At 70.9% G+C, this 24,186-nt stretch carries 18 protein-coding genes; 15 read left to right on the top strand and 3 right to left on the bottom strand.

Annotation, left to right across the window (positions count from 1 at the left end; all coding sequences use genetic code 11):
- The first annotated feature begins 134 nt into the window (after window positions 1-134).
- The 5 genes from R0146_RS09990 to R0146_RS09970 all read left to right on the top strand — a co-directional run bounded on the left by R0146_RS09990 (window position 135) and on the right by R0146_RS09970 (window position 6,304).
- Window positions 135-707 (top strand): DUF3043 domain-containing protein, encoded by a 573-nt coding sequence (locus tag R0146_RS09990; protein WP_317689224.1) that lies wholly within the window; start codon window positions 135-137, stop codon window positions 705-707.
- A 1-nt stretch (window position 708) separates the two neighbouring features.
- A complete protein-coding gene (locus R0146_RS09985; protein WP_411567137.1) occupies window positions 709-918 on the top strand; it encodes a hypothetical protein in 210 nt (69 codons plus the stop codon).
- 196 nt (window positions 919-1,114) lie between these two features.
- Window positions 1,115-2,623, top strand: a complete 1,509-nt coding sequence (locus R0146_RS09980; RefSeq protein ID WP_317689222.1) for a leucyl aminopeptidase — start codon at window positions 1,115-1,117, stop codon at window positions 2,621-2,623.
- A 171-nt stretch (window positions 2,624-2,794) separates the two neighbouring features.
- Window positions 2,795-4,939, top strand: a complete 2,145-nt coding sequence (sucB, locus tag R0146_RS09975) for a 2-oxoglutarate dehydrogenase, E2 component, dihydrolipoamide succinyltransferase (RefSeq protein ID WP_317689220.1) — start codon at window positions 2,795-2,797, stop codon at window positions 4,937-4,939.
- A 432-nt stretch (window positions 4,940-5,371) separates the two neighbouring features.
- A complete protein-coding gene (locus R0146_RS09970; protein ID WP_317689218.1) occupies window positions 5,372-6,304 on the top strand; it encodes a type IV toxin-antitoxin system AbiEi family antitoxin domain-containing protein in 933 nt (310 codons plus the stop codon).
- Window positions 6,305-6,754: 450 nt separating this feature from the next.
- On the opposite strand, the gene coaE is transcribed toward R0146_RS09970, so the two are convergent.
- Window positions 6,755-7,864 (bottom strand): dephospho-CoA kinase, encoded by a 1,110-nt coding sequence (gene coaE / locus R0146_RS09965; protein ID WP_317692369.1) that lies wholly within the window; start codon window positions 7,862-7,864, stop codon window positions 6,755-6,757.
- 266 nt (window positions 7,865-8,130) lie between these two features.
- Between coaE and lipB the strand changes: the two genes are divergently transcribed.
- From lipB to R0146_RS09940, 5 genes are all read left to right on the top strand, one after another.
- Window positions 8,131-8,985: a lipoyl(octanoyl) transferase LipB gene (gene lipB / locus R0146_RS09960; RefSeq protein ID WP_317689216.1), complete on the top strand. Its 855-nt coding sequence runs from the start codon at window positions 8,131-8,133 to the stop codon at window positions 8,983-8,985.
- Window positions 8,986-9,139: 154 nt separating this feature from the next.
- Window positions 9,140-10,093 (top strand): lipoyl synthase, encoded by a 954-nt coding sequence (lipA, locus tag R0146_RS09955; RefSeq protein WP_317692368.1) that lies wholly within the window; start codon window positions 9,140-9,142, stop codon window positions 10,091-10,093.
- A gap of 177 nt (window positions 10,094-10,270) precedes the next feature.
- The gene (locus tag R0146_RS09950; RefSeq protein ID WP_317689215.1) at window positions 10,271-11,050 is read left to right on the top strand and encodes a DUF4191 domain-containing protein; all 780 of its coding nucleotides are present in this window, start codon (window positions 10,271-10,273) and stop codon (window positions 11,048-11,050) included.
- Window positions 11,051-11,379: 329 nt separating this feature from the next.
- Window positions 11,380-12,858 (top strand): DHA2 family efflux MFS transporter permease subunit, encoded by a 1,479-nt coding sequence (locus tag R0146_RS09945; RefSeq protein WP_317689214.1) that lies wholly within the window; start codon window positions 11,380-11,382, stop codon window positions 12,856-12,858.
- Between the two features lie 32 nt (window positions 12,859-12,890).
- Window positions 12,891-14,705 (top strand): ABC-F family ATP-binding cassette domain-containing protein, encoded by a 1,815-nt coding sequence (locus R0146_RS09940; protein ID WP_317689212.1) that lies wholly within the window; start codon window positions 12,891-12,893, stop codon window positions 14,703-14,705.
- A 179-nt stretch (window positions 14,706-14,884) separates the two neighbouring features.
- Here the strand turns inward: R0146_RS09940 and R0146_RS09935 are convergent, their stop codons facing one another.
- Window positions 14,885-15,448 (bottom strand): HdeD family acid-resistance protein, encoded by a 564-nt coding sequence (locus R0146_RS09935; RefSeq protein WP_317689211.1) that lies wholly within the window; start codon window positions 15,446-15,448, stop codon window positions 14,885-14,887.
- Between the two features lie 496 nt (window positions 15,449-15,944).
- Between R0146_RS09935 and R0146_RS09930 the strand changes: the two genes are divergently transcribed.
- Entirely contained in the window at window positions 15,945-16,367 is a 423-nt protein-coding gene (locus tag R0146_RS09930) for a CBS domain-containing protein (protein WP_317689210.1), read from the top strand.
- A 38-nt stretch (window positions 16,368-16,405) separates the two neighbouring features.
- Here R0146_RS09930 and R0146_RS09925 read toward each other — a convergent pair whose 3' ends face one another.
- Window positions 16,406-16,846 (bottom strand): RDD family protein, encoded by a 441-nt coding sequence (locus R0146_RS09925; protein ID WP_317689208.1) that lies wholly within the window; start codon window positions 16,844-16,846, stop codon window positions 16,406-16,408.
- A gap of 216 nt (window positions 16,847-17,062) precedes the next feature.
- On the opposite strand from R0146_RS09925, the gene glnA reads away from it, so the two are divergent.
- The 4 genes from glnA (at window position 17,063) to R0146_RS09905 (ending at window position 24,176) form a co-directional block, all read left to right on the top strand.
- Window positions 17,063-18,484 (top strand): type I glutamate--ammonia ligase, encoded by a 1,422-nt coding sequence (gene glnA, locus R0146_RS09920; RefSeq protein WP_317689206.1) that lies wholly within the window; start codon window positions 17,063-17,065, stop codon window positions 18,482-18,484.
- Window positions 18,485-19,003: 519 nt separating this feature from the next.
- Entirely contained in the window at window positions 19,004-20,359 is a 1,356-nt protein-coding gene (locus R0146_RS09915) for a beta-ketoacyl [acyl carrier protein] synthase domain-containing protein (protein WP_317689203.1), read from the top strand.
- A complete protein-coding gene (locus R0146_RS09910; RefSeq protein ID WP_317689201.1) occupies window positions 20,356-23,538 on the top strand; it encodes an aminotransferase class I/II-fold pyridoxal phosphate-dependent enzyme in 3,183 nt (1,060 codons plus the stop codon). Before R0146_RS09915 ends, R0146_RS09910 begins: the two co-directional genes overlap by 4 nt.
- Entirely contained in the window at window positions 23,535-24,176 is a 642-nt protein-coding gene (locus tag R0146_RS09905; RefSeq protein WP_317689199.1) for a hypothetical protein, read from the top strand. The genes R0146_RS09910 and R0146_RS09905 overlap by 4 nt, the downstream gene beginning before the upstream one ends.
- The last annotated feature ends 10 nt before the right edge of the window (window positions 24,177-24,186 follow it).

Below are 24,186 nucleotides of genomic sequence, written 5' to 3'. Positions count from 1 at the left end.
CCTGACGACGATGCCCACCGCGTGGCCCGCTACTCTTGAGGACGGACCATCCACCGCCGACGGTGGCGGGTCGGGACAGGGCGTACGTCAGCCGCGTGCGTCCCGGGAGCGCAGGACGGACGAGAAGGGCCGACGTGGGACTGTTCAGCAAGAAAGACGACTCCGCCAAGAAGGACGCCGCGCACGATGCGCAGGCGGTGGCGCCGGTCCCCACCGCGCACCGGAAGAAGGAAGGCCCCACCCCCACCCGCAAGGAGGCGGAGGCCGCTCGCAAGGCCCGGGTCAACCCCTCGCTGACGAAGAAGGAGCGCCGCCAACGCGACATCGAGGCCGACCGGCGGGCCCGCCAGGAGGACGTCCGCAAGCGCGATTCCGACGTCGGCCGGACCCTGATGCGCGACGTGGTCGACTCGCGGTTCCGGTTGGGCGAGATCGTCATGCCGCTGCTGCTGGTCACCTTGGCGGCCAGCCTGCTCGTCGGCAAGACCCCGCAGTTGGCGAACTACGTGATGGCCCTGTTCTACCTGATCGTGCTGGCCGTGCTGATCGACATCGCCTTCATGTGGCGCCAGTTCACCAAGATCCTCGAGGAGCGTCACCCCGGCCATCCCAAGCGGGGGCTGTTCATGTACGGGATGAACCGCTGCCTCCAGCTCCGCCGCTGGCGGATGCCCGCCCCCCGTGTCCGCCGCGGCGACAAGATCTGAGGTGACCATGTCTTTCACCTGGACCACCGACCCGGCACTCGATGCCGACACCAACACCGCCGTGGGGCTCGGAGCCTCCTTCGCCACCCAGGCGGCCGCGGAGGCGTGGTTCGCCGAACACTGGACCGACCTGGACGAGGCCGGCGTCGAGTCCGTCACCCTGCTCGACGGGGACGTCGTCGTGTACGGGCCGATGGCCCTCAGCGCCTGACCGCCCCGTCACCGACAGTGAGGCCCCCGGGCCGGATCGCGACATCCCCGGGCCGATAGTGGCACCCCCAGCGGGCACCGTCCCGCCGACGGACTAGCGTGGCGGAGCGGTGCGCCGGTCATTCCGCCCGCACCGCCGTACGCTCCGGGACGGACCCGGCGGACGTCGACGGCCGCTGCTGTTGAGAGGACCCACCGTGAACATCACCACCCTGCCCGGGCTCCGTCTGGCAGAGGAACTGCCCGACAGCATCGACTACCTGGTCGTGGGGACACGGCTCGCCGAGGACCGGGGCACCGTCTACGGGCTGCCCGACGGGGTGGACACCTCGACTCTCGACCTCGCGTTGCTCGCGGTCGGGCCGAAGAAGCGCACCGAGATCGGCAGTGTGACCGCACTGGGCCGACTGGCCGGGGGCACCCGCGTGGTCGCGGTCGGCCTCGGCTCCGTCACGCCGACCTCCGAAGTGCTGCGGCGGGCGGCCGGGGCGGCGCTGCGTACGATCAGCGGCGGGGTCGCCGCAGGGGACGGCGTACGCGTCGCAGTGTCCCTCCACGAGGATGCGGTGGTCATGCCGATCTCGGCCTTCGACGCGGTCCGGGCGACCGCCGAGGGCGCAGTGCTCGGCACCTACGACCCGATCCGCCCGGTCGGCGAGGTCGCCGCCGCAAAGATCGCCGAGGTCGTCGTGCTGGACGCGTACGCGGACGACCACGCTCCGGCGCTCCGCCTGGCCGCTGCCACCAGCACCGCCGTCGCACGGGCCCGCGACTGGGTGAACACCCCCGCGAATCTGCTCTACCCGGAGACGTTCGCCGCGGCGGTGGTCGACTGGTTCGACGGGAGTGCGGTGGAGGTGACCGTCCGCGACGAGCAGCAGCTCGCCGCTGAAGGGGTCGGCGGCATTCTCGCGGTCGGCGCCGGTTCGGCGCACGCCCCTCGAGTGGTCCGCGCCTCGTACGCCCCCGACGGTGCCACCCAGCGACTGGTGCTGGTCGGCAAGGGGATGACCTTCGACGCCGGCGGACTCGACATCAAGACGGCCGCCGGCATGCTCACGATGAAGTGCGACATGGGTGGCGCGGCCGCCGTGATGGCCGCCACCCGGGCGATCGCCGACCTGGGACTGCGACTGGAGGTGATCGCCTACGCGGGGATGGCCGAGAACATGCCGTCCGGGACCGCCTATCGCCCCTCGGACGTGCTGACGATGCACGACGGCACCACGGTCGAGGTCACCAACACCGACGCCGAGGGGCGGCTGGTCCTGGCCGACTGCCTGTCCCTGTCGACCGCCGACGACGCCGATCTGGTGGTCGACATCGCCACCCTCACCGGGGCGTGCATGCGGGCCTTGGGCCTGAACACGATCGGCCTGGTCGCCAGCAGCGACACGGTGGCCGGACGTCTGCTGCACGCCGCCGAGACCAGCGGCGAAGCGATGTGGCAGCTGCCGCTGACCGACGAAGCCCGGGAGAAGCTGCGTACGCCGTACGCCGACCTCGCCTCGTCCGCCACCGACGGCTACCTCGGCATGCAGGTGGCGGCGGCGTTCCTCGAGCACTTCGCGGGTGAGCGCAACTGGGCCCACCTGGATGTGGCCGGCCCGGCCTGGCGGGACGGCGCCGCGGACGGGCACCTTTCGACCGGCGGCACCGGTGCCGGCGTACGGACCCTCGTGGACCTCGCCCTGACGATGGAATGACCGGCCGTCACGGCGTCGCGATCGGCGTCGATCGGCACCACGGCGCGGTGTGCCGGGATGCAGGACGCCCCGGTGAGTCATCGGAACGTCGCTCGCGGTCCGGGCGCCTGCGGGTAGGGTAACGACGTACTTGACTGCGTCGTCACCGTTCCGAAGGAGTCCAAAGCGATCATGTCGACTTCTGTAACTCTCCCGGCCCTGGGGGAAAGCGTTACCGAGGGCACCGTCTCCACCTGGCTCAAGAAGGTCGGTGACACGGTCGCCGTTGACGAGCCGCTGGTCGAGATCTCCACCGACAAGGTCGACACCGAGGTCCCCTCACCGGTGGCCGGCACGGTCCTCGAGATCCGCGTCGCGGAGGACGAGACCGTCGAGGTCGGCGCAGTCCTGGCCGTGATCGGCGAACCGGGCGAGGCCGGCTCCGCGCCGGCTCCGGCCGCTCCTGCTCCGGTGGCGCAGTCCCCCGCTCCGGCTGCGCCGGTGGCCCCCGCGGCACCGGCCCCGGCCGCTGCACCCGCTGCACCTGCCGCGCCTGCTGCGCCTGCCCAGGGCACCCAGGTCACCCTGCCGGCGCTCGGTGAGTCCGTCACCGAGGGCACCGTCTCCACCTGGCTCAAGAAGGTCGGTGACACCGTCACCGTCGACGAGCCGCTGGTCGAGATCTCCACCGACAAGGTCGACACCGAGGTCCCCTCACCGGTCGCCGGCACGGTCCTCGAGATCCGCGTCGCCGAGGACGAGACGGTCGAGGTCGGCGCAGTCCTCGCCGTCATCGGCGACGCCACCGCTGCCCCGGTCGCCCCGGCTCCGGCTGCCGCCCCCGCGGCTCCGGCTGCCGCCCCCGCGGCTCCGGCTGCCGCCCCCGCGGCTCCGGCTCCGGTCGCCCCCGCCCCTGCTCCGGCCCCCGTCGCCCCCGCGGCACCGGTTGCGGCCCCGGCCGCTCCCGCCCAGGGCACCCAGGTCACCCTGCCCGCGCTCGGTGAGTCCGTCACCGAGGGCACCGTCTCCACCTGGCTCAAGAAGGTCGGCGACACCGTCACCATCGACGAACCCATCGTCGAGATCTCCACCGACAAGGTCGACACCGAGGTCCCCTCCCCCGTCGCCGGCACCATCCTCGAGATCCGCGTCGCCGAGGACGAAACCGTCGAGGTCGGCGCAGTCCTCGCCGTCATCGGCGACGCCACCGCCGCCCCGGCTGCCCCCGCGGCTCCGGCCCCGGTCGCCCCCGCGGCTCCGGCCCCGGTCGCCCCCGCCCCTGCTGCGGCACCGGTCGCCCCTGCCCCGGTCGCACCGGTTGCCGCCCCGGTCGCACCGGTTGCCGCCCCGGTCGCACCGGTTGCCGCCCCGGTCGCCGCCCCGCGCGCTGCGGGCGGTGACGTCGCCGAGGCCGCGTACGTCACGCCGCTGGTCCGCAAGCTGGCCGCCGAGCACGACGTGGATCTGACGGCCCTCGCCGGGACCGGCGTGGGTGGCCGGATCCGCAAGCAGGACGTCCTGGCCGCGGCCGCCGCCGCCAAGGCTCCGGCCGCTCCGGCCGCCGCGGTCGCCGCCCCGGTCGAGGCCGCCGCTCGCGAGGTCTCGCCGCTGCGCGGCACCACCGAGAAGATGTCGCGGATCCGCCAGACGATCGCCCGCCGGATGCGCGACTCGAAGGACGTCGCCGCCCAGCTGACCGCTACCGTCGAGGTGGACCTGACCCTGATCTCGCGGCTCCGGGCCCAGATCAAGAGCAGCTTCAAGGCACAGCACGGGGTCGGCCTGACCTACCTCGCGTTCATCGCGAAGGCCGCCGTCGAGGCCCTGCAGCAGTACCCGATCGTCAATGCCAGCGTGAACATGGACGACAAGACGATCAGCTACCCGGCCAACGAGAACCTCGGCCTCGCCGTCGACACCCCGAAGGGCCTGATGGTCCCGGTGCTCAAGAACGCCGGGGCGTTCACCGTCACCGACTTCGCCAAGGCGATCGGCGATCTCGGCAGCCGTACCCGCGAGGGCAAGGTCTCGCCGGACGAGTTGTCGGGCGGCACCTTCACCATCACGAACTACGGCTCGGTCGGTACTCTGTGGGACACCCCGATCATCAATCAGCCCGAGTCCGCGATCATGGGCACCGGTGCCATCGTCAAGCGCCCGGTGGTGCTGGTCGACAAGCACCTCGGTGAGACCATCGCGATCCGCGACATGATGTACCTCAATCTGTCGTACGACCACCGGATCATCGACGGCGCCGACGCGGGCCGCTTCCTGGTGGCCATCAAGGACCGCCTGGAGGACGGCGACTTCGGCGCAGAGTTCGGCGTCGAGGCCTGACCGCAGCATCGACCTGACGCAGCAGGGCCCCGGGAGTGATCCCCGGGGCCCTGTGTCATCCCTGGCCGTTCGGGCCCGGAGCATCGCTGTCAGCTCCTGCATCGCCTTCGCGACCGCGTCGTCCTCTGGCAGCATCACCCTCGGGACTGCGGCACCTCGCCACCGCATCGGGCCAGAGCGACATGCTCATGCGTTGCGCTCATGCGTTGGTGCTCAATGACACCCACCAACGCATGAGCACAACGCATAAGTGGTGCCGGTGTGTCGATGCCGACCAGCCCCGCGAGCACCCGGCATCGCTCGAGTTCGCTGGGAAGGCCTCCGCACGTCTGCATCGGCTCCAGTTGTCCACAGCTGACGGCCCGATTGTCCCCGTCCACAGCTGACGGCCCGATCGTCCCCGTACGCACCCCACTGGCCCACCCTCCAGGCATGAGACCAGCTGCCGTCCCCTGCGCGGAACTTCGCGAGATCGCCCGCCATCAGCACGACGTCATCACCGTCGCCCAGGCTCTCGAGCAGGGCCTTCCGTACGCCTCGATCCGCCGCTATGTGCGAGACGGCACGTGGCACCGCCTCACCCGGGGCATTGTCCTGGCCCGCGCCACCGATCCCACCGTGACGGACCTGTGCCTGGCGGGCCTCATCCGCGGTGGCGCCGGGTCCGCCATCGGCGGGTGGGCAGCCGCGCATCTGCTGGGATTGGCCACCTCGACCACGCTGCCGCCGGTGATCGACGTCTGGGTGCCCGAGGGACGGGCACGACGGCCGACGGGGAGGTGGCTCTTCCACCAGGACGGTCAGGGCAGGTTGGGGAGATCCCTCGGCGATCCGGCGACCATCCCGATCGAACACCTGCTGGCCGATCTGTGCCCCGAGCTGGGTGCCGGCGAGATGATCGACGTGGTGACCCGCGCCCTGGGCCAACGTTTGACCACCGAAGCCGGCCTCATCGCGGTCCTCGAACGACGTCCCAGGAGCGGGCAGTCACTCCTCCTGGAGATGGTCCGGGACAGTTCCGGCCTCCACAGCGTGCTCGAGTATCGGTTCGACGAGCGGGTCCTGCGGCCGCACGGCCTGCCGTCCGGCATCCGACAGGCGGCACGATCGGGGCACGTCCACGACCTGTTGTACGACGAGCACTGCGTGGTGGTCGAACTCGACGGCCGTCTGGGGCACTGGGGACCCGACCGATTCCGCGACTTCCACCGCGACAACGTCAGCGCCGCGAACGGCCTGGTGACCCTTCGGTTCGGCTGGAGCGACGTGATGACTCGGCCCTGTGCCGTCGCCGGCGTGCTGGACATCACGCTACGCCGCCGAGGATGGAACGGACGACGCATGCTCTGCGAGCGCTGCGGGTGACAGCGGACAACATGAGGCCGGCGACCGGGCGCGGCGGTGACACGAGCGACACCGACCGACCGGGCAGGGCGGTGACACGAGCGACACCGACCGACCGGGCAGGGCGGTGACACGAGCGACACCGACCGACCGGGCAGGGCGGTGACACGAGCGACACCGACCGACCGACCGACCGGGCACGGCGGTGACACGAGCGACACCGACCGACCCACCACTCCCGTGGCACGAGCGAGCGTTGCGCTTGACGAGGCTGCGTCTCCCACCTCTGCGTTGTGCTCATGCGTTGGTGCGTGTCTTCCAACACCAACGCATGAGCACAACGCATCACCCCTGCGAGGCCAAGGCGCGCATGCGACAGGCAGGGGGCCGAGGAAGCAGACAAGCAGACGGACACGGGGCTGAGGGAGGCGCGAGACGCCAGAGGTCGGCAGTGCTCCGCCGGGTCACGGCTCACCGGGCGGCGAGGACCCTCAGTCGTGCCGGAAGCCCAGGATCAGCCGATGCGTACGTGCCGTCGGTTGTCTCCACCAAGCCGGCCAGGACCAATGCCTTCCCCACCCGATCCCACGGAACGGACTCGAGGTCGGGCACCCGGACCACCAGGTCGAGGACCTCATCCGCCACCGGGTCATCGACCTCACCGGCGCCCGTCACCGGCGCGTCCGCCGACCGGATGCTGTCGTACGTGGCGTCCGGCCCGACCACAGGCCCCAGCCGATGAGCGACCCGCGCCAACACCCGGACCACCGCGGCAGCACGCACCCCACTGACGTCTCGCTCAGTGCTCCCGGCATCCGCCGTGACAGCGGCTTGCGCCTCGTAGGCCCCCCTCTCAGTGGCACCAGCCGCGGCCCTCTCAGTGGCAGCCACGCCTCCCTCGGTGGCACCGGCCGCCCCAGCACCCCTCTCGGTGGCACCGGTGGGCTCCGTGCCCACAGCGGTCGGCACGGCGGGGCGACCGGCGCCCAGGTTCCCCTCGAAGGCAATGAGGCGCCGCCACAGCGCGTCGACCTGGGGCACCACGGCATCGGGCGCCCCGTTGTTGTCGATCACCACATCGGCGACGGCGCGCCGCTCAGCCTCAGAGGCCTGGTGGGCGATCCGGGCGCGCGCGTCATCCTCCGCCAGCCCGCGCGACGAGACCAGCCGCCGCACCCGCTCCTCGACGTCCACATCGACCGTCACCACGAGGTGATAGTTGCTGGCGACCCCGGTCTCCACCAGCAGCGGGATGTCGTGCACCACGACGGTGCCAGGCGGTGCCGCGGCGATGATCCCCCGCGTACGTTCCCGGATCAACGGATGGGTGATCGCCTCCAGGTCGCGGCGGGCGGCCGGGTCGGCAAACACGATCGCCCCCAGCGCAGCCCGGTCCAGCGACCCGTCGGACCGTACGACACCGGCCCCGAAACGGGTCCGCACCGCCGCCAGTCCTGGCGTCCCCGGCTCGACCACCTCCCGCGCGAGGGCATCTGCGTCGACCACCAACGCCCCCCGCTCGGCGAGCAGCCGGGCCACCGTCGACTTGCCCGATCCGATCCCGCCGGTCAGCCCGATCATCAGCACAGTCGCAGGCTACGACGTGCCGACACGATCCGCGTGCCCGGTCGCGCGGTTGGTCAGTGACCGACGGTGCCGGCCACCGGTGTCTCCGTTCCGAGCCGTACGAGGACCATCACGTCCGTACGCCCCAGCGCGGCTCAGCGCTCGACGTTCGACGTTCGATGCTCGATGCTCGACGTCGGACGTTCGGAGGGCACCAGGCGCCGTACCACCGGCGCCCGCATGCCAGGGAGATGGCGAGGCCGCCGCGTACACTCGGCCGCATGTCCGCCTCCCCGATCAATGTGCCCGGCGCCGACGTCTCGATCGTCTCCCCCCTCGGCATCACCTACCGCACGCTCGGCCTGTGGCCGGAGCGTACGGAGACGACCGACTACGCACAGGCCTGGGAGCTGCAGCGCGAGCTGCACGCCCGGGTGGTCGACGGCAGCGATCGCGGCACCGTGCTGTTGCTCGAGCACGATCCGGTCTACACCGCGGGCAAGCGCACCGATCCCGCCGACCGGCCGACCGACGGGACGCCGGTGATCGACGTCGACCGCGGCGGGGACATCACCTACCACGGCCCCGGCCAGCTGGTCGGCTACCCGATCGTCAAGCTGCCGGCCAACGGCATCGGCGTCGTCGATTTCGTCCGCCGGCTGGAGGAGGCACTGATCCGTACGCTCGGCGAGCTCGGGATCACCGCCGGCCGGGTGCCGCACCGCACCGGCGTGTGGCTCGGCGCCACCGCCGGCGATCCGGCCCGCGGCATCGCGCCCCAGCCGGAGCGCAAGATCGCCGCGATCGGCATCCGGGTCTCCCGCAAGACCACGATGCACGGCTTCGCCCTCAACGCCGACATGGACATGAGCTGGTACGACCGGATCATCCCCTGCGGCATCCGCGACGCCGGCGTCACCAGCATCGCCCGGGAGCTCGGGTCCTCCCCCAGCCTCGCGGACCTCGCCGCGCGGGTGCGACCGCACCTCGACCAGATGCTCCGCTACGAGCCGTACGAGGCCTCCCCCGACGTCGGCGAGGAACACGCGGACAACCCGCAGACCGCCCACCACCGCCGTCCAGCCGCCCCGAGCGGCGACGAAGCACCGGCCGTGACGTACGGCCTGACCGTCTGAGCCCCGGCCGTGACGTACGGCCTGACCGTCTGAGCCCCGCCGTCACGTACGGCCTGACCGGCTGAGCCGGCCCCGGGCGGCACGAGCGGACCCGGCCGATCCGACCCCACCGGGTAGACTCTCGCGGGTGACCATCGCACCAGAGGGACGCAAGATGCTTCGTCTCGAGGTCCGCAACGCGCAGACCCCGATCGAGGACAAGCCGTCGTGGATCCGGACCCGCGCCAAGTTCGGCCCGAACTACCGCGAGCTGAAAGACCTCGTCGCGGCCGAACAACTGCACACCGTCTGTCAGTCGGCAGGCTGTCCCAACCAGTTCGAATGCTGGGAGGACCGCGAGGCCACCTTCCTGATCGGTGGCGACCAGTGCACCCGACGCTGCGACTTCTGCCAGATCGACACCGGCAAGCCTGCGGCGTACGACCGTGACGAGCCGCGCCGGGTGGCCGAGTCGGTGAAGACGATGGGGCTGCACTACGCGACGGTGACCGGTGTCGCCCGCGACGACCTGCCGCAGGGCGCCTCGTGGCTGTACGCCGAGACCTGCCGCCAGATCCACGAACTGATCCCCGGTTGTGGTGTCGAGCTGCTGGTCGACGACTTCCAGGGCGATCCCGCCGCGCTGCAGACCGTCTTCGACGCCCAGCCGGAGGTGTTCGCGCACAACGTGGAGACCGTCCCGCGGATCTTCAAGCGGATCCGTCCCGCCTTCCGCTACGAGCGGTCGCTGGACGTGCTCTCCCGGGCCCGGTCGGCCGGGATGGTCACCAAGTCCAACCTGATCCTCGGCATGGGCGAGACCGACGACGAGGTCTCCCAGGCCCTGCGCGAACTGCACGAGGCGGGGACCGAGATCATCACCATCACCCAGTACCTGCGCCCGTCCGAGCGGCACCACCCGATCGACCGGTGGGTCACCCCGGAACGGTTCGACGCGTTCGCCGAGGAGGCCCGCGAGATCGGCTTCACCGGTGTGATGAGCGGCCCGCTGGTCCGGTCTTCCTACCGTGCCGGACGGCTGTATCGTCAGGCCACCGAGGCGCGTGGCCAGGGCGGCGCCGTGATGAAGATCCACGGCGTCAACCCGACCAGTAGCGGCAACGCCTGACCGACCCGTCGGTCCGTGGCGTACGGCACCGTCCGCGTCCCGTACGATCGGTGCGACGATCGCCGGGGACCGCACCATGACGTACGTCCGGGCCCATCGTCTTCCGGCTGGGCACCGCCCGGCACCGGCGGACACGCCGACGACCGAACCGAGAGCACGACAGCAAGGTGATGATTGATGGCCAAGAGTGAGGCCGCGAAGGAGCTGGCCGCCAAGCAGAAGGCCGCGCGCCGCGCCGAGAAGGAGCGCAAGCGCTCCAGCGACGACCCCCGCGACTGGGGCTGGTGGAAGCAGATCGTCTACGCCTACAAGGCGACGGCCAAGGTCGACAAGCAGCTCCCCCTGTGGATGATCGGCGCGTTCGTGGCGCCGATCCTGGTCGCTGTGATCGTCGCCGCCCTGCTCCGGGGCGGATGGGTGATGTGGATCATCACCGGCGTGATGGCCGGCCTGGTGCTGGCCGTGCTGGTCCTCACCCGGCGGATGAAGCACGCCACCCTGGAGCAGGCCCGCGGGCAGGTCGGCTCCGCCGCCGCAGCCCTCGGCATGCTCAACGACAAGGTGTGGACACACGAGCTGGGCATCACCGGGACCCGCCAGCAGGACCTGGTGCACCGGGTGATCGGCCCGTCCGGCGTGGTGCTGATCGGTGAGGGCGAGCCCGGCCGCCTCAAGATCCTGCTCGCCTCCGAGGAGCGCAAGCACGCCCAGCTCGTCACCGACCTGCCGGTGTGGGTGGTCCAGATGGGCGACCGCGACGGGCAGGTCTCCCTCGACGACCTCGCCAAGTACATCCGGAAGCTGCCGAAGGCACTGGACAAGTACCAGATCACCGAGGTCTCCTCGCGGGTCAAGGCACTCGACGCCATCCGTCCGCGGATGTCCATGCCGAAGGGCCCGATGCCGACCAACGCCCGCCAGGTGAAGGGCAGCCGGCGCGCCCTGCGCGGTCGCTGACCCCGGACACACCCTCTGCTGCCACGATCCGCGTGTGCCGAGCGACGTACGCCCGGCACACGCGGATCGGCGTTCCGGGCGGCCCACCGATGACCCTCAGGCCGGCGCCACCTCCGCGAGGATGCGGCCTCCGGGATGCGACGACGGGCGGGGGCGACGGGGATCCGTGGTGTCTGCACCGCCCTGTAGAGTTGTCTGCGTCACATCGGCCGGCGCCACACCGGCCGTGGTGTCCGTTTCTCCTCAGCGTCGAGGCCCCGGCCCAGCATCCCGCCTCGGCGGATGAGCCGGATGTCCCCACCCGTGGCCCGATCCCTGGAGTACCAGCCGTGTCCCAGACCGCCCTCCGTTCCCGGTCGAGCTCCGCCGACCCCGGATCCACCACCCGGCGCGACAACCTGGTGATCAACCTGTTGCTCGTCTCCGCGTTCGTCGTCATCCTCAACGAGACGGTGATGGGGGTGGCGATCCCGCGCCTGATGATCGACCTGCACGTCACCGCGGTGGCGGCGCAGTGGCTGACGACCGCGTTCATGCTGACGATGGCCACCGTCATCCCGGTCACCGGGATGCTCATCCGGCGGTTCCCGACCCGGGGGCTGTTCATCACCGCGATGTCGCTCTTCTCCCTCGGCACCGCGGTGGCAGCGGCCGCGCCCGGGCACGAAGTGCTCCTGGCCGGCCGGATCATCCAGGCGACCGGGACGGCGATCGTGATGCCGCTGCTGATGACCACGGTGATGACCCTGGTGCCGCCGGAGGTGCGCGGACAGCGGATGGGCAACATCTCCATCGTCATCTCGGTGGCACCCGCCATCGGCCCGACCATCTCCGGGCTGGTCCTCAGTGTGCTGAGCTGGCGCTTCATGTTCGTCCTGGTGCTGCCGATCGCGCTGGCCGCCCTGGTGGTGGGCGCCCTGCGGATGCCGAACGTCAACGAGCCGGAGCACGCGCCGATCGACGTGCCCTCGGTGGTGCTGTCGGCGCTCGGCTTCGGCGGGCTGGTGTTCGGCCTGAGCAGCCTCGGTGCCTCCACCGGCGATGGCGTGCCGATCACCCTGATCGGCACGCTGGCGATCGGCGCGCTGGCGCTCGGCCTGTTCATCTGGCGCCAGCTGACGCTGCAACGGGCCGACCGGGCCCTGCTGGACCTGCGTACGTTCCGCGTCCCGACGTTCGCCGTTTCGGTGACGATGTTCGTGGTCAGCATGATGGCGCTCTTCGGCACCCTGATCCTGCTGCCGATGTTCCTGCAGAACGTGCTGGGGATGACCGTCCTGGACAGCGGCCTGCTGCTCCTGCCGGGCGGTCTGGTGATGGGGCTGCTCGCGCCGCTCGTCGGCAGGATCTTCGACCGGGTCGGCCCGCTGCCGCTGCTCGTGCCCGGCACCGTTCTGGTGGCCGGTGTGCTGTGGACGTTCACCCGGATCAGCGCGCCGGGGACCCCGTGGCCGGTGTTCCTCGCCGCCCACGTGGTGCTCAGCATCGGCCTGGCGCTGATCTTCACCCCGCTGTTCACCTCGAGCCTCGGGTCGCTGCCCCAGCGTCTCTACGCGTACGGGTCGGCGACGGTGTCGACCGTCCAGCAGGTGGCCGGCGCGGCGGGCACCGCGCTGTTCATCTCCACCATGGCGGCCACCGCCGCCCGCTGGGGCAGCGGCGGCACCGAGCCGATCGTCGCCGAGGCGGCGGGGATCCGCGCAGCGTTCCTGGTCGGCGCGATCCTCAGCACGCTGGCGATCGTCCCGGCGTTCTTCATCCGTCGGCCGGACCGCGCTGGGGAACGACCGGTCGGCGGCCACGCCTGACCGTCCTCGCCCCTGACTACTCTTGAGGGGTTATGGCGCATCTGCTCGGGGCCGAGGCCCTTCACCTGGAATATCCGACCAAGCTGGTCTTCGACGCGGTCACCCTCGGGGTGAACGAGGGCGACCGGATCGGCATCGTCGGCCGCAACGGCGACGGCAAGTCCAGCCTGCTCGCGATGCTCGCCGGGCGCCGTACGCCGGACGGGGGCCGGGTGACGGTCCGCAACGGCGTACGCATCGGTGTGCTGGACCAGGCGGACACGCTGCCGGACGACGAGACGGTCGGGCATGCGGTGGTCGGCGACGCGCCCGAGTACGAGTGGGCCGGCGACCCGCGGATCCGCGACATCATCGCCGGCCTGCTCGGTGACCTGGACTGGGGCGCCGCCCTCGCCACGCTGTCCGGTGGCCAGCGCCGACGGGTGGCGCTGGCCGCGCTGCTGGCCGGCACCTGGGACGTGCTGGCCCTCGACGAGCCGACCAACCACCTCGATCTGGAGGCGATCACCTGGCTGGCCGACCACCTCAAGCGCCGCTGGGCGGCGAACGCCGGTGGCCTGCTGGTGGTCACCCACGACCGGTGGTTCCTGGACGAGGTGTGTACGACGACCTGGGAGGTGCACGACCGGATCGTCGAGCCGTTCGAGGGCGGCTACGCCGCGTACATCCTGCAGCGGGTCGAGCGCGACAGGCAGGCGGCCGTCACCGAGGCTCGCCGGCAGAACCTGGCCCGCAAGGAGCTCGCCTGGCTGCGCCGCGGCGCACCGGCGCGCAGCTCGAAGCCGAAGTTCCGCATCGAGGCCGCCAACACCCTGATCGCCGACGTCCCCCCGATCCGGGACACCGTCGCGCTGCAGTCGCTCGCGGTCTCTCGGCTCGGCAAGGACGTCGTCGACCTGCTGGACGTCTCCGTGGCGTACGGGGACAAGCAGGTGCTGCGCGGCGTGGAGTGGCGGCTGGCGCCCGGCGAGCGGACCGGCATCCTCGGTGTCAACGGCGCCGGCAAGTCCACCCTGTTGGGGCTGATCGACGGGTCGGTGCCGCCCACCGGCGGTCGGGTCAAGCGCGGCACGACCGTGAAGACCGCCACCCTCACCCAGCGGCTGGACGAGCTCGAGGAGTTCCTCGACGAGCCGGTCCGGGTGGTGATCGGCCGATTGCGGACGACGTACACCCTCGGATCGGGATCCAAGGCCCAGGAACTGACACCGGCACAGCTGCTGGAGCGGCTCGGCTTCTCCGGTGCCCAGCTCTCGACCCCGGTGAAGGACCTGTCGGGCGGTCAGCAGCGTCGACTGCAGCTGCTGCTGATCCTGCTCGACCAGCCCAACGTGCTGATCCTCGACGAGCCGACCAATGACCTGGACACCGACATGCTCGCCGCACTGGAGGACCTGCTCGACTCGTGGCCGGGCACCCTCATCGTGGTCTCCCACGACCGGTACTTCCTGGAGCGGGTGACCGACCAGCAGTACGCCGTCCTCGACGGCCGGCTACGCCACCTGCCGGGAGGGGTCGACGAGTACCTGAAGCTGCGGGCGGCCCAGGAGGCGGAAGCCGAGGCCGCCGGTCCCGCACCCCGGACCGGGCAGCGCGACGCCGACACCTCGGCGGCGGGCGGCCTCTCCGGCCGGGAGCTACGAGCAGCCGAGAAGGAGCTCACCTCGCTGGAACGGCGGGTCGAACGGCTACGGGAACAGGCGGCCGCGGCGCGTACGCAGCTCGCCGACCTCGACCAGTCCGACTATCAGCGCCTCGCCTCGGAGATGGCCACGATCACCCGGCTGGAGGACGAGGCGGAGACCCTGGAGGAGCGCTGGCTGGAGCTGTCGGTCCTCTTCGACTAGGAGCACCGGGCGACCGGGAACGCCGGGTCGGCCCCGTGCGTCGGGTCGGCCCCGTGCGTCAGGTCGGCCCCAGTGCGTCAGGTCGGCCCAGTACGTCAGACCGACCCAGACACCAGGCCGACCCAGACACCAAGCAGGGACCGCTGGCGGCGTACGCCCCCTCGTCGCCCGCGCGCGGATCAGGCGGGTACGGCCCGGGTCCGCAGGGCATGGACGATGTGGACCACGCCCATCACCACCAGCCAGATGCCGAGCAGCCACCACAGGGTCAGCACGTAGCCCGGGGAGAACAGCAGGGTGATGCCGGCGAGGATCGAAATCACGGCGTAGACGATGACCCAGGTCGCCGACTGCACCCCGCCCAGCAGGGTGAGCGTCGCAACACCCTCGACGATCCAGAGGATGCCGATCATGATGCCGAGCAACAGCGCGAGGACCACGGTGGTCGTCCGCAGGTTCATCAGGGCGACCACGCCGCCGGCGATGAAGAGGACGCCGAGCACGGCGTGGCCGATCCGCGCCAGCGGGCTAAACCGCTGCGCAAAGATCCCGAGGCCCAGATAGACCAGGCCGGTGATGATGGCGTAGACGACGATGATCGCGGCGACCACGGCGGCTGTCTTGCCCGGCCAGACGAGGATCAGTAGGCCGATGACGAGCGCGACGAGACCGCTGATCCCCCAGGCCGTACGGATGACGGCACGGGCCTTGTCGATGCCAGTGTCGTGGGTGTCGGTGGACATGATGGATACCTCCACACTCTTCCGGATACCGAGACGCTACCGGCGAGAGGGCCACCGGGCGGCGACATACCTGGCCGGCCAGACAGCCAGGAGTGGCGCCCGACCCCGGCAGCAGTCGCCACCGCCACGATTCTCAGGTACCCCGACGAATCTCAGCTACCCCGATGTACGGCGGGTACCCCGACCGAATACGGTCGGGGTACCCGCGCAAGATCGCGGAGCCTGAGAATCGTCGGGGAATGCGAGATCCACCGGGGAGGCGAGGGCCACCGCGGATGCCAACGCCACCCACAGATGCCAACGCCGCCAGGAAACGCGGGAACCACCGCGGATGCCAACGCCGCCAAGGCCCACCGGCTCCGCGGCGTCCGCCAGACACGGGATCCATGGGCCCGCCCAGCGGTGCCCGGGGTTGCCCCGAGGACCCCGTCGGGCCCGAAGACTGTCACCCAAACGTGATCTGGACCACACTGGCGAGCGCGGGTTACCCTGAGCCATGAAGATCCGCGACCTGCTCCGACGCAAGGGGAACACCGTTCTCACCCTTGCCGTGACAGCGACAGTCGCCGACGCCGTCACCGTCCTCCGCGACCACGGCATCGGTTGCGTCGTCGTGACCGACCCCGCCGGCGCCATCGCCGGCATCGTCTCCGAACGCGACATCTCCCACGCCTTCGGGATCGTCGCCCCCGAGTCCCCGATCAGCGATCTGATGACCACGGACGTCCACACCTGCGCACCCGACGAGGACGTCGAAGCCCTTGCCGCGCTGATGACCGACCAACGCGTCCGCCACGTGCCCGTGGTGGAGAACGGCCGGCTCAGCGGGTTGGTCAGCATCGGTGACGTCGTGAAGGCCCACCTGGACGACTTGCGCCAGGAGCGCGACCACCTCGTCGCGTACGTACAGTCCACCTGACCCGAGGAGCGGCGCTGGCCCCCGCCCGCACCGGTGGGTCAGCGCCGCTTCACCACCATCGTGTGCAACAGCATGTCGTTGAGGCTGCGCCGGTCCGCCCCGATGACGACCGCCGGGATCACCACGCAGATCATCAGAGTGCGGACGATCGCCACCCAGAAGCTGATCGGCTGCCCGTCGGTCCGGGTGACCCCGATCCGGACGATCAGCTGGCCGAGGCTGGAGCCGGTCAGCCCGGTGAGCAGCGCCTTCTCGACGAAGAAGACGATCAGCGTGGCGAACTTCTCCGGCCCGGTGCTGGACAGCACCGCCCCCCAGGTGATCAGCGAAGCCACCAGCATCGCCACCGCCCAGTCGAGGACCAGGGCGGTGATCCGCTGCCCCCAGGACGCCAGTGCGCCGCGCCCGTCAGCGGGCAGGCCCAGGGAACGGCCGGGGTAGTCCTCGTCACGAGTGGTGCCAGGGGTGGTATTGGTCACCCGGACAGGCTACCTGCGCCGTCGGGGCGTACGGTGCTGTTGACCAGCCCGCTGATCACGGTCGGCCGTGCCGAATGGTGCTGCCGACATGGTGCGATCGATCACGCGCGGACACGCCAGCCGTAACATGTCCGCAATAGTCGTGCAACGACCGAGAAATCCGTGATTCCTAGGCTGTTCACGCAGTTCACCACTACCTACCCCTTCGGAGGCGCAATGTTCCAGGGAGCTGACGACCTGTTGGCCTATATCAAAGAGCAGGACGTCGAGGTCATCGATGTCCGGTTCTGCGATGTCCCCGGCGTCATGCAGCACTTCGCGGTCCCCGCCAAGTCGTTCGACAAGGACGCGTACGAGGAAGGCCTGGCGTTCGACGGTTCCTCGATCACCGGCTTCCAGAAGATCCACGAGTCGGACATGGCCCTGCTCCCGGACCCGACGACCGCCTACATCGACCCGTTCCGCAAGGCGAAGACGCTGGTCCTGGACTTCTACGTCCATGACCCGATCACCAAGGAGCCCTACAGCCGCGACCCGCGCAACATCGCGCGCAAGGCGGAGGCCTACCTGAAGTCGACCGGCGTCGCCGACACCGCGTTCTTCGCCCCCGAGGCCGAGTTCTACATCTTCGACGACGTGCGCTTCGACACCAACGCACACGAGAGCTACTACCACATCGACTCCGAAGAGGCCGCCTGGAACACGGGCACCTCCAAGGAGGGTGGCAACCGTGGCTACCACGTGAAGACCAAGGGCGGCTACTTCCCGGTGGCCCCGGTCGACCACTTCGCCGACATGCGCCAGGACATGGTCCGCAACCTCGAGGGCGCCGGGCTGACCCTCGAGCGGGCCCACCACGAGGTCGGCAACGCCGGTCAGCAGGAGATCAACTACCGCTTCAACACGCTGCAGTCCGCCGGTGACGACGTGATGAAGTTCAAGTACATCATCAAGAACACTGCGTGGGAGGCCGGCAAGACCGCCACCTTCATGCCGAAGCCGGTCTTCAACGACAACGGCTCGGGCATGCACGTGCACTCCTCGCTGTGGAAGGACGGCCAGCCGCTGTTCTTCGACGAGAACGGCTACGGCGGCCTGTCCGACATCGCCCGCTGGTACATCGGTGGCCTGCTGACCCACGCCCCGTCGCTGCTCGCCTTCACCAACCCGAGCGCGAACTCCTACCACCGCCTGGTGCCGGGCTTCGAGGCGCCGGTCAACCTGGTCTACTCGCAGCGCAACCGTTCGGCCTGCATCCGCATCCCGATCACCGGCCCGAACCCGAAGGCCAAGCGCGTCGAGTTCCGCTGCCCCGACCCGTCGTCCAACCCGTACCTGGCCTTCTCGGCCATGCTGTTGGCCGGCCTCGACGGCATCCAGAACCGGATCGAGCCGCCGGAGCCGATCGACAAGGACCTGTACGAGCTGCCGCCCGAGGAGCACGCCGACATCGCCACCGTCCCGGCCTCCCTGGAGGGCGCCCTCGACGCGCTGCGCGAGGACCACGAGTACCTGCTCGCCGGCGACGTGTTCACCAAGGACCTGATCGAGACCTGGATCGAGCTGAAGGAGGGCGAGATCGCCGCCCTGCGTCAGCGCCCGCACCCGTACGAGTTCGATCTGTACTTCGACATCTGATCAGGGGGCTCTCAGCCCCTGCCGGTAGTCGCCGAAACGGCGGCTGACCCTGGAAACGCTTCTCGGCGTCGTCCAGTGTCAGCCGCCGTTTTCGTCGTCGTACGACCCACTGCATCCCTGTTCCGGCAGGCGCCGATGACGTCATCGCCAGGCGCCTCCCGCCGGCCACCGAGACGGCTGGTAACGACCGCCAGACGCTCCTGAGAGACCCTCGCGGCCGACTCCCAGTCGACCCACAGGTTCCCGCAGCAGCGCGTACCACCCCGCCGCTCCGCTCCACAGCGACCTTTCGGACACCTTTCGCGCCGATCGTGTGACCAAGCCGAGTTGGCTCGCCCGTCACAGGGGCGTCAACTACCGGTTGAGTACGTTCACCTTGCCTCGGTAGACCCGTCTGTGGATTGCGACGTCGCCTCCGGTGCAGGGCCACACGGAGTGGCGTGCACGTCCCGAATGTCCCCGGGGCCACCACCGCGGTGCGCAGGAGTGGCTCGTCCGCGCTCCAGAATCGAGAATCGCATGATTGCAGTGGTTGGTTTCTCCGCACGCTCCGCCGGGTCCTCCGACGCCGACGAATTCTGGCAGATCGTGGCCGGCGCGGTGCCGCAGTTCGCCCCCGCCCCCTTCGATCGATGGCGCGAGGACTCCGTCCTCTCGCACGAACGCAGCCGTCCGTTTACCTCCTACACCAACACCATGGCCGCGCTGGAGGATCCGTACGGGTGGGACCGTGCGGGCTTCGGGATCCCGGTCGCCCGGGCCCGGGGGATGGATCCCCAGCAGCGCCTCACCCTCACCCTCGCCCGGGAGACCTTCGACCGGGCCGGCCGGACGCCGCAGTCGGTGGCCGGGCGCGGCATCGCGACCATCGTCGGGGTGAGCTCGAACGACTACCGGCTGGTCACGGTCGCCCCGGTCATCGCCCGGATGACCGCCGACGGCTCCTTCGGGGTCGACGATCCCGCTGTGGAGCAGGGCCTGATGACCGCGGCCTCGTCCGGGATCCAGCGGATCGGCGGCTATTCGATGTCCGGGGTGCTGAACAACATCATCCCCTCGGTGGTCCAGCAGCAGTTCGACCTCAACGGGCCCTCGTTCGCCGTGGACAGCGCCTGCTCCTCCGGCCTCACCGCGATCCACCTCGCCTGCACCCTGATCGAGTCCGGTGAGGTCGACGAGTGCCTCGCCGGCGGCGTCTACGTGGCGCTGACTCCGGACGTCCTGATCGGCTTCGCCCAGGTCGGTGCCCTCTCCCCCACCGGCACCTGCCGGCCCTTCACCGCTGCGGCCGACGGCTTCACCCTCGGGGAGGGCGGCGCCCTGTTGCTGCTCAAGAACCTCGACGCCGCCCGACGCGACAACGACCCGATCTACGCCGTCATCGAGGGCTGGGGCGCCAGCTCCGACGGCCGGGCGCCCGGCATCATGACCCCCACCAGCGAGGGACAGGTGCGCGCCATCCGCGCCGCCCGGCGCCGCGCCGGCGGGGAGCTGCCGGTCGACTACATCGAGGGTCACGGCACCGGGACCACCGTCGGTGACGCCCAGGAAATCCTCTCGGTCTCCGGCACCGATCCCGACCCCGACGGCCCCGGCCTGCCGATCGGCTCGGTCAAGGCCATCGCCGGGCACACCCTGGCCGCGTCCGGTGCCCTGTCGACGGTCAAAGCCGTGCAGATGATCCGCCACCAGATCGTCCCGCCCCAGCCGCCGGTGCGCACCGGCGTGCACCCCGGCCTCGCGTCGACCCGGCTGCACGTGGCCGGCCACCGCGACCGCCACCGCGACGTACGGCGCATCGCCATCAACTCTTTCGGATTCGGCGGGGCCAACGGCCACCTGCTCGTCTCCCATCCCGAAGGAACCCAGAGATGAACCCGACGCACTCCTCCCTCCTGCTCCTCTCCGGCGCCACCACCGATGACCTGCGGGCCCGCTGCGAGACCGTCCTGACCTCCCTGGACGACCACGCCAACCACTCCGCTTCCCTCGACGACCTGCAGTCGCGCCTCGCGGTCGCCACCCCCGGTCGACACCGTCTCGCTGTCGTCGTGTCCACGGTGGGTGAGACCCGCCGGGCGCTGCACCGGGCGATCGACCTGCTCCCCGACCTGCCGGACCTCCCCGACGACCCCGCCGATCCCACCGACGCCGCCGACTCCGGGCGTTGGTACGCCGCCACGGTGACCGACACCCCGCAGCGGGTGGCCTTCCTCTACCCCGGTCAGGGCGCCCAGCGGGTCGGCGACCAGCGCATCCTGGCCACCCTCGACCCGGTGTTCGCCGATCGCTGCGCCGAACTCCTCGACTCGTCGGTCGTCCCCGGCCTGCAGCCCCTGATGACGGCCGGCTGGCCCGAGACCGAGGACCGTACGCCTCTCGACAGCGCGCCTCTCGACAACACAGCGATCAACATGACCGATGCCGCCCAGACCGTGCTGACCGTGCTCGGCGTCGCGGCGACCGAACTGTTCGCCCGGCTGGGCGTACGTCCCGGCCTGGCCACCGGGCACAGCGTCGGTGAGTTCTCCGCGCTGCACGCCGTCGGCGGCTTGACGGCCGAGGAGGCCGTACGCCTCGCCTCGGAACGCGGCCGGATCATGCGCGCCCAGCTGTCCGACGGCGAGTACGGCATGGTCGCGCTGCGCTGCTCCGGTGCGGAGGCCGCCGCCTTGGCCGAGTCGGCTCCCGGTGTGTATCCGACCTGCTGGAACGACGGGCACCAGACGGTGTACGGCGGCACCAAGGAGGCCTTCGAGCCGTACGTCGAGGCCTGTCGCGCGGCCGGCATCCTCGCCACGCCGCTGCCCGCCCAGGGGCCCTTCCACACGCCGCTGATGGCCGCCAGCCGGCCCGACTTCGCCGCGCTGCTGGACGACGCCGCCCTCGCCGCCCCCACCGGGCATTTCGTGTCCACGGTGTCCGGACACGCCGAGACCGACCCGGCGGCGATCCGGGAGCGGTTGGCCGACCAGGTCACCACACCGGTGGACTTCCGGGCAGCGGGCGTCGAGATCCTCGCCGCGGCGCCGGACGTGGTCGTCCAGCTGTCCGGCGGGGAGTCGCTGCTCAGGATGCTGCGCCACGACCATCCCGAGTCGTCCTTCGTCGGTGTCGGCTTCGGCGGCACCAACGACAACCGCGACGCGGTGCTGCATGGCCTGGCCCGGTTGTTCGTGACGCTGCCGGGGATCCACCTCGCCCCGGTGCTCGCCCACAGCGGCGTCGCCGCCCGCTGGCGTCTGCAGGACGTACGCCTCGACCGGCACTCGGTGATCAAGCTGTCCGCCGTCGCGCCGCACCGCGCCGACGATCCGGCGCCGACCCAGCCCGCACACCCCGTCCCCACCGCGAACAGGACGCCCCGGATGACCGGCAGCACCGAGCGCACCACGGCCCCCACGGCCCCCACGGCCACCGCCCACGACACCACCGCCGACCGCTCCCGGATCACCACCCGCGGCCTCCCGATCGCGGACCCGCTCCCCACGACTGCTGCGGCACCTGCGGCACAGCCCGACGCGGTGTCGCTCGAGGCGATCCGCACCGCCCTGCTCACCGCGATGGCCGAGGCCTCCTCGTCCCCGATCGCCGAGATCGCCCGCGGCGGCCGGCTCGCCGAGGACCTCGGCTTCGACTCCCTGCTGATGGCCGACACGCTGCGCCGGCTGTCCCAGCAGGTGCCCGACCTGCGGGCCACCGACCTCGCCCTGGAGAACGTACGGACCCTGGACGACCTCACCGCGGAACTGGCCCGGGTGGTCGGCGCGAGCAGCGGCCCGACCCCGGACATGGACGCCCACCCGGCACCGGAGGCCTTCGTACTGCCCGACAGCTGCGAGCGCACCCTGGCCTCGTTCCCGGAGCTGGCGGCCTTCGAACGCAAGCAGGCGGAGTTCGCGGCCACCGAGGCATTGGTCCCCTACTACCTGCCGCACGACGGGATCATCTCCAACCACACCGAGATCGAGGGACACCCGATGATCTCGTTCAGCTCGTACAACTACCTCGGCATGTCGGAGGATCCGCAGGTGCAGGCCGCGGTCGTCGACGCCGTCCACCGCTACGGCACCTCGGTCTCCGCCGCCCGGATCCTGTCGGGCAATCGGCCGTTGCACGACGAGCTGGAGCACGAGATCGCCGACTTCCTCGGCAGCGAGGACGCGGTGGTGCTCGTCGGCGGGCACGCCACCAACGCGTCGATCGTGCCGCAGGTGGTCGCCGCCGGTGACATCGTCTTCCACGACAGCCTGGCCCACGACAGCATCCAGCAGGGCATCAGGGCGAGCGGGGCCGCCCGGCACAGCTTCCCGCACAACGACATGGACGCCCTCGGCACCGCCCTGGCACGTCGCCGCGGCAGCTACCGGCGGGCGCTGATCTGCGTCGAGGGCGCCTACAGCATGGACGGCGACACCGTCCCGCTGGCGGAGATCGTCGCGCTGAAGGAACGCTACGGCGCGCTGCTGATGGTGGACGAGGCGCACAGCTTCGGCACCATGGGGGCGACCGGCCGCGGCATCTGTGAGGCGTCCGGCGTCTCGCCCTCGCAGGTGGACATCCTGATGGGCACCCTGTCGAAGTCGATGGCCAGCTGCGGTGGCTACATCGGCGGCTCGCACCGGTTCGTCGAGTTCCTCCGCTACAACCTGTCCAGCCTGGTCTTCAGCGCCGGCCTGTCGCCGGCCAACACCGCCGCCGCGCTGGCCTCCCTGCGGGTGCTGCGCCGGGAACCCGAGCGGGTGCAGCGACTGTTGGCGAACGCCGACTACTTCCGGACGGGCGTGGACCGGCTCGGTCTCGACTGGGGCGACGGCGCCGGCACGCCGATCGTGCCGGTGATCTACGGCGACTCGGCCCGTACGCTCCGGGTGGCGAACGCCCTCTACCGCAAGGGGATCAGCATCAACCCGATCCTGGCGCCCGCGGTGGCCGAACGGCTCACCCGGCTGCGGGTGTTCGTGACCGCCATGCACACCCGGGAGGACCTGGACGCCGCCCTCGAGGCGCTGGCCGAGATCTCCGACGCCACCCTCGTCGGCGCGTCTGCGTGACGGTGGCCCGGGTCGGTCGGGCGATCGTGGTGATCGTTCCCGACCGGCCCGGTCACTGGCCCGACAACCCGGCCCTGCTCGGGCGCCTCGCCGGGGCCCTGGCCGGGTCGGGCGCCCCGCCGGTCCGGATCGAGGTGGTCGACCGTACGCTCCTCGAGATCGTCGGGCGGGACGGCACCCGGCGCCACCGGGTCTCGGCGTCCCACGAGGCCGGCCGGGTCGGGCTCGCGGTGAGTCCCGCCAGCCCGGCGGATCGGGACGGCGGGATCGGCTTCGACCTGTGCGCGGAGGGCCGGGGCGACTCGATCCGGTCGGCACTGCCCCTGGTGCTCACCCCGGCCGAACGGGCCCTGCTGTGCGCGGACCACGAGGGGGACCACGCCCGCGCCGACGCCGGCGCCCGGGACACCGCCGGCCCGTACGTTCCCCTCCTTGGGGACGGACCCTCCGACCTGGCAGTCTGGACCGCGGTGGAGGCCCTGACCAAGCTCGCCAACGGACGCCTGCTCTCCCCCGCCGGCAGACCCCGCCTCACGTCCCTTCGTCCACCGCTCGCCGCCGGCGTATCGCTGACCCACCGGTGCCTCGGCGACCTGACCTGCTGCGTGGCGACCCCCAGCCCCACCGACACTCCCTGAGAGGAACACA

The organism is Raineyella sp. LH-20 (genome assembly GCF_033110965.1).
In the GTDB taxonomy this organism is placed as follows: domain Bacteria; phylum Actinomycetota; class Actinomycetes; order Propionibacteriales; family Propionibacteriaceae; genus Raineyella.
Note: the sequence above shows the minus strand (reverse complement) of the source record. Positions and strands in the feature narration are given on the sequence as shown.